This is a genomic window from Candidatus Obscuribacterales bacterium (assembly GCA_036703605.1).
Lineage (GTDB): Bacteria > Cyanobacteriota > Cyanobacteriia > RECH01 > RECH01 > RECH01.
On sequence record DATNRH010000038.1, the window covers coordinates 1 to 6,166 of the forward strand.

Annotated in this window: 4 protein-coding genes and 1 tRNA gene; 3 read left to right on the forward strand and 2 right to left on the reverse strand. The window is 55.6% G+C overall.

The window, feature by feature from the left end; all coding sequences use genetic code 11:
• From V6D20_00915 to V6D20_00925, 3 genes are all read left to right on the forward strand, one after another.
• Positions 1–780: 2OG-Fe(II) oxygenase (locus tag V6D20_00915; protein ID HEY9814358.1), on the forward strand; the 780-nt coding region annotated here is incomplete at its 5' end.
• Positions 781–858: 78 nt separating this feature from the next.
• Complete coding sequence (locus tag V6D20_00920) at positions 859–4,377, forward strand: protein kinase (GenBank protein HEY9814359.1); 3,519 nt, start codon at positions 859–861, stop codon at positions 4,375–4,377.
• Positions 4,378–4,811: 434 nt separating this feature from the next.
• Entirely contained in the window at positions 4,812–5,129 is a 318-nt protein-coding gene (locus tag V6D20_00925; protein ID HEY9814360.1) for a hypothetical protein, read from the forward strand.
• 467 nt (positions 5,130–5,596) lie between these two features.
• Here V6D20_00925 and V6D20_00930 read toward each other — a convergent pair.
• Positions 5,597–5,668: transfer RNA gene (locus V6D20_00930), tRNA-Gln, on the reverse strand.
• Positions 5,669–5,751: 83 nt separating this feature from the next.
• On the reverse strand, positions 5,752–6,166 hold a 415-nt coding region (locus V6D20_00935; protein HEY9814361.1), incomplete at its 5' end, for a hypothetical protein.

The following is a 6,166-nucleotide window of genomic DNA, read 5'->3' on the forward strand; positions in this document are numbered from 1 at the left end:
AATTCGGTGTTGTTGCAGCAGTTGATGAGCACATTGACGGATCCTGTGGGGCAGCGATCGCAGCGGTTGTTTCAGATTCCGATTCAGGATGGTCAGGCGGTGTTGGCCTTCACGGGCGATCGCCTTGTGGGGGTGATCACAGAGCCGCCTATGGTGCTGCCGTCGCCGGGGCTAGCGACTCCGTCGGGGCTAGTGGTGGAACCGTCGCCGGTGTGGCGCATTCCCAATTTTCTATCGCCAGCAGAGCATCAGCACTTGCTGGATTGGACGGTGCAGCAGGAAATCCAGTTTCAGCCCAGCACTACGTCTACCCAAGCGGTGGACTATCGTAAGTCCCTGGTGCTCTATACCTTGCCGGAGGTTGGGGAGCTATTCTCCCAAAAGATCAGCGCGGCCCTGCCCCTGGTGTTGGATCAGTTGGCGATCGCTCCCTTCCAGCCCACCCAGATCGAAACCCAGCTCACGGCCCACAATGACGGCCATTACTACCGCGTTCACAACGATAATGGCAGCGCGGACACCTGCACCCGCGTCCTCACCTATGTGTACTATTTCCATCATCAGCCCAAAGCGTTTACTGGCGGCGAGTTGCGCATTTATGATAGCCACATTCAGCAGAATACCTATGTGCAGGCGGAGTCGTTTCATACGGTGGAACCCCTGGACAATTCCATCGTGTTTTTCCCCAGCCATGTCATGCATGAGGTATTGACGATTCACTGCCCCAGTCGGGCCTTTTTGGATAGTCGTTTTACGATTAATGGCTGGATTCGTGGGTGAGCTGCGCCTGGGAGTCCAATAGGCAAATTGAAACGGTGTAGACTCGGTTTAACTGACATCGTTTGCAGGATATTCGGGATGATACAGGGGGCCGATCGTCCAACCGCATCGCAGTGGGGGTATTGCATCAATCCCCACTGTCATCAGCGCCTAAATCCTAGTCATCTAAAGCAGTGCCAGGCCTGTGGCACCGAGCTACGTATTGGCGATCGCTATCGGCTGGTGCGACCGCTGCGCCATTTGGGATCCACCTATCTCACCGAGGTTTTTGAGGTGGAGGATGAGGTAGACCAAGGGGTGAAGGTGATGAAGGTGCTGACCCGGAGCGATCGCAAGCTGGTGGAACTGTTTGAGCGGGAAGCGGAGGTGCTCCAGCGGCTAGATCATCCCGGCATTCCTAAAATTGATGATCTGGGATGCTTTCAGGTGACCCCGGCCCAGTGGAACCATCCCGTGCGCTGTTTGGTGATGGAGCGCATTGAGGGCGAAGACTTACAGCGCTGGATGACCTACCATCCTCCCATTAGCCAACCCCTGGCCTTGGCCTGGCTGAAGCAACTGGCCGATATCCTGCACCAAATCCACCAAAATCATCTTTTTCACCGCGATATCAAGCCCTCCAATATCATGCTGCGCCCGGCGGAACCTTGGGGACAGTTGACTCTGATCGACTTTGGTACGGTGCGGGAGGTAAGCCAAACGGTGCTGGAGGGGCGAGATTCCACCGTGGTCTACTCTGATGGCTATACGGCTCCGGAGCAAATTCGCGGGCGGGCGACGCCCCAGTCGGATTTCTATGCCCTGGGTCGTACCTTTATTCATTTGTTGACCCAAACCCATCCCAATGAACTGCCGGAGGATGAGCAAACCCATAATTTAGACTGGCAGGGCTATGCGCCCCATATTGCGCCGCTGTTGGCAAATCTGGTGAGCGACTTGGCGGATGAAGAAGCGATCGCCCGTCCCCGAAATTCCCAAGACTTGCTGGATCGGCTGGCGGCGGTGCAGGTTATTTTAACGCCCACTTCCATGTTTAGTGAGTCCTTGGAGCCCATGCCCTATCCCATGGTCACCTCCTACGGCGTGACGGATGTGGACGTAACGCGCCCACCCTTGGATGACGAGCACCAAGACACTCGACCCACCGTCAAGGTGCCCTGGTGGCGCTCCCATCAGCCGTTGTTGGCAACCTGTGGGGTGTTGCTGGGGCTAGTCGGGCTACTGTTGGTGAGCTGGGGGCGGCGGGAGTGGCAGCGTCAGCAGATGATTACCGCTCAGCGGCTGTTGGCCCAGTCGGAGCTGCTCTTACCACCTGCGGGACAAGAGTTGAAAACCTCCCTGCAGTTGGCAATCGAGGCTTGGCAGCGACTGCGATCGCTGCAGTTGCCCACCTTGCCAGCGGAGGATTTGATCCAAATGGGTCTGAGTCGCCTACCGCGATCGCAGTTGCGGATTGCCCATGGTGATGATGTAAATGCCGTGGCTCTGAGCGCGACGGGGCGCTATTGGGCGACAGCCAGCGCGGATGGTACGGCCCAGATCTGGCAGGTGGTGGGGGACGACGATCGCTCGGCTCTAATCACCACCCTGCAGCATGAGGCAGCGGTCAATACCCTGGCGTTTAGCCTGGATGAACAGTATTTGGCCACGGCTAGCCAAGATCAAACGGTGCAGCTTTGGGATAGTCAAGAGAACGAGGCTCGGGTGCTGAGCCATGGGGAAGAGATTCAGGCGATCGCATTCAGTGGCGATGGTTCCCAAGTGGTGGCGGCGGGAGCGTCTACGGTGACGGTGTGGGATGTGGTGAGCGGTGAACGGCTGGCTGAACGGCAACGCCCAACCCGCATCACCGCCATAGCGGTGCATCCCAATCAAGCTCAGGTGGCGATCGCAAGTGAGGATGGCCAGGTGGATCTATGGCGCTGGGATGGGGCGGAGTCGGTTCTGATTCAGCAGGATAGCCCCGTGCAGGCGATCGCTTTTAGTCCGGATGGCCAGATGTTAGCCACGGGCAGTTCTGATCGCATCGCTCGCCTGTGGGATGTCTCAACCCAAACAGAAGTGCGCCGCTGGCTGCATCCCCATAGTGTTGTGCAGCTTGTCTTTAGTCAGGATGGCCAGCGCCTGGTAACGGCGACGGGCAGTCCCCTACCCTTGCGCCAAGGCCACAGCGCCCAAGTCTGGGATGTGCAAACTGGGGAGGCGATTGCCCAAGTTGCCCACCAAGGCAATATTACAGATTTAGCGTTGAGTGACGATGGCACCCTCTTAGCCACGGCTAGTTTCGATCGCACCGCCCAAGTCTGGGATTTGACCCAAGATACGCTGGTGGCCCAAGTGCAGCACCAAGAAGCGGTGATGGGGGTGACCTTGGCTCAGGGACGACAGTTGGGCACCGCTAGCCTCGATAATACAGCTCAGCTTTGGGAACTGGTGGGCAATCCTGCACTCATGGTGCTGGAAGAGGAGGGGCCGATTTTAGCGATCGCCTTTAGTCCTGTTGATCCCTTGATTGCCGTGAGTACCGGCGACAAAACCCTGAGCTTGTGGCACAACGATGGTCGGCGGTTGCGGCAGTGGGAGACGGAATACCCCGTGCATACCCTGACCTTTAGCCCCGACGGACAGATCCTAGCGGCCACCAACCATCGCAATGTGCAGCTTTGGCAGCCTGATAACGGTAGCCTGATCCTTGACCTACCGCCCATGAATCCGGTGAATGCGATCGCCTTTAGTCCTGATGGGCAGTATTTTGCAACGGCAAGCACCGATACAACGGCGCGCGTTTGGGAAACCCGTAGCGGTTTGGAAGTGGCGCGGTTAACCCACGATAGCTTTGTCGAATCGTTGGCCTTTAGTCCCGATGGTGCCTTCGTGGCCACCGCTAGTCTTGATAACACCGCCCGTATTTGGGATTGGCAACAGGCAACTCCCCAAGAGCTAGCCCGTTTAGAGCATGGCAGTTTTGTAGAATCAGTGTTGTTTAGCCCCGATGGGCGATATATTGCCACGGCTAGCCTCGATAACACCGCCCGCCTTTGGGATTGGAGCAAGCCTGGCACACCCGAAGTCCATCGCTTGACCCATACCCATGATGTGAATGCGATCGCCTTCAGCCCTGATGGGCAGTACCTGGCCACCGTCAGCGGATCGCGCCTGCTGCAGCCATCGCAAAATGACACGATTCAAGTGTGGACGGTGGATCAAGGGCAATTGGTGCTAACCCTAGCCGATCAATCATTTATTGGGATGGGAGGCTTTAGTCCCGATAGTCAATATATATCGACGGTTAGTCAAGGGCAGGGGGTGCAGCTATGGCAGGTATCGAGCCGTCGGGAAGTGGCTCGGCTGCGGCGCATCGTCAGCCCGCGTACTAGTGTCTTTAGCCCCTCCCAGCCCATGCTGGGGGTAACGGGGGCGCGCCAAGTTTGGCTATGGTCGTGGAATTCAGTGGATCTGATTGAGCAGGCTTGCGATCGCTTATCGTTGCCGATGACGCGATCGGACTGGCGGCATTATATAGGACGAGAGCCCTATCGCCCTGCCTGTGGCGATCGCTCTGGTGACATGGGAATGCAAGGGAAGGTGGGGAATTAGGAGTTCCTTAGGGATACCTTGCCCAGCCATGAAGCAAATGCGATCGCCCTATCGGCTAGCTTCATGAAACCTTCATACAAAAAGGCTAGTTCCTAATGAATGTAACGATTTTGCAGGTAGAACTGCGGATCGAACCCCGCTATTGTGCTCAAAAACATGAGTAGTTGCCCAGATTACAGTCTCCTAGGTAACCAACTACAGTAAGAGCATAGGAGTTCCGAAGGACGATCCCATGAATGTATTCTCAACCCCCCAGTCTACGAACCCATCTGGATGTACAGATCCGTTTATATTTTCCCAAGATTTGTCTCCTACAACCTTGAATAGCAAAACCGTCTGCCTCGTATATCCTAACGGCGACGTAGTCGTGAGCTCCTGTGATCAACAAGACCCATCACGATCCATTATCCACCTAAGATGAGGTGTGTCTGGCTATGACACCACAGTCTTCTGTTCTTCACCGTCTCGAACATGCCGCATCAACCATGCGAGACGTGGCGATCGCCCGAGCAGCGATCGCATCTAGAGACCTACTCATTCGTACGGCTAAGCATTCAGGATGTCCGGTTTATGCTGTCACCGCAGACGATATCCTCGATCATCTTGAAACGCTGCGACATCCGCCTCTGCCAGAACTATCGGTCAGAACTCCGGTCACCAAGCACCATGCTCAGCGCTCATCAGATGAGTTTGAGCGATCTCTCGATCTCCTAGGCAACTTATTTAGCGGAGTTTCTCTAGAGGCTGAGTAACTCGGTTACGCCGAACTCTGAAGACCTCTGCCATCTGGAACAACTCAACCATCGTCACTGCTACGCGCATCCAAGCAAGGAGCTTCTGCTCTTTGCTTTTTTTATGTGAAGTCGATAACGTTTGGGCTCCAAGCATGGCTGAATGGATAGATTTGCCCTCATCCTCAACCCTTCTCCCTAGGGTGAGAGCGGATTTAGAACTTCATACTTGTATTCAGTAACCTTGTATTCAGCAACGCCGGGTTCCAGACACCCATACTATTTAGGCGATGATCAACATCGTACCTTTAGGGACGAGGGCAAGACCTTTCAAATCCAGACGTTGCTGAATGAAGCTGTGACATCAGAATGTGAGCGTCTCGCTCACGGTTCCTCAGCGCAAATCCTATGGCGATGCATCAACGTTCACATCCAACATGCTTAGCTGACCCGTCCCTGCGGTCTGTAGATGAAGAACATTTTGTTAACTGGGGTGCTAGGATTCGAACCTAGGAATGGCGGGACCAAAACCCGCTGCCTTACCACTTGGCGACACCCCATCACGGCTGCTTACATATATTAGCAGTTGTGTTACAGGTTGTGTCAACCTTTACAAAAGATTTTTGGCGATCGCCCTCGATTCCTAAAATCCCTGCCGCAGTAAGGCATCGGTCTGTTGATACAACCCTTGCCAAGCGCTTTGCCAATGGCTTTCCGATGACCAATGCTGAAAACAACTGGTTTGCGACAGCAGATAGTAGAGCAGCGCCTTGCGGTATCGGGGAGATTCGCTGAGGCGTTGTCCGGCTAGGGGTGGGCGTAGACCAGTGGCGACGGTGTGATGGAAGCGCTGGTGTAGGCGTTGGTGGGGCACGTCGGGGCGCACAGAGGGTGAGGGTATTACCTGGCAGGCAGGATAGTCGTCGAGCCCTAGACCGGTGGACTGGAGCAGCTCTAGATACTCGGTGCCGGTGAGCCCCTGCACGGAGCGATCGCCTTGGTTGAGCAGGTCATACCAGGTATTGCGGAAGGCGGCCGGAAAGTCGTGCATCATGGCA

What these genes read in the sequence shown, in the direction of transcription:
- V6D20_00920 (HEY9814359.1), top strand. Translation starts at nt 859, where the DNA reads ATGATACAGGGGGCCGATCGTCCAACCGCATCGCAGTGGGGGTATTGC.
- V6D20_00925 (HEY9814360.1), top strand. Translation starts at nt 4,812, where the DNA reads ATGACACCACAGTCTTCTGTTCTTCACCGTCTCGAACATGCCGCATCA.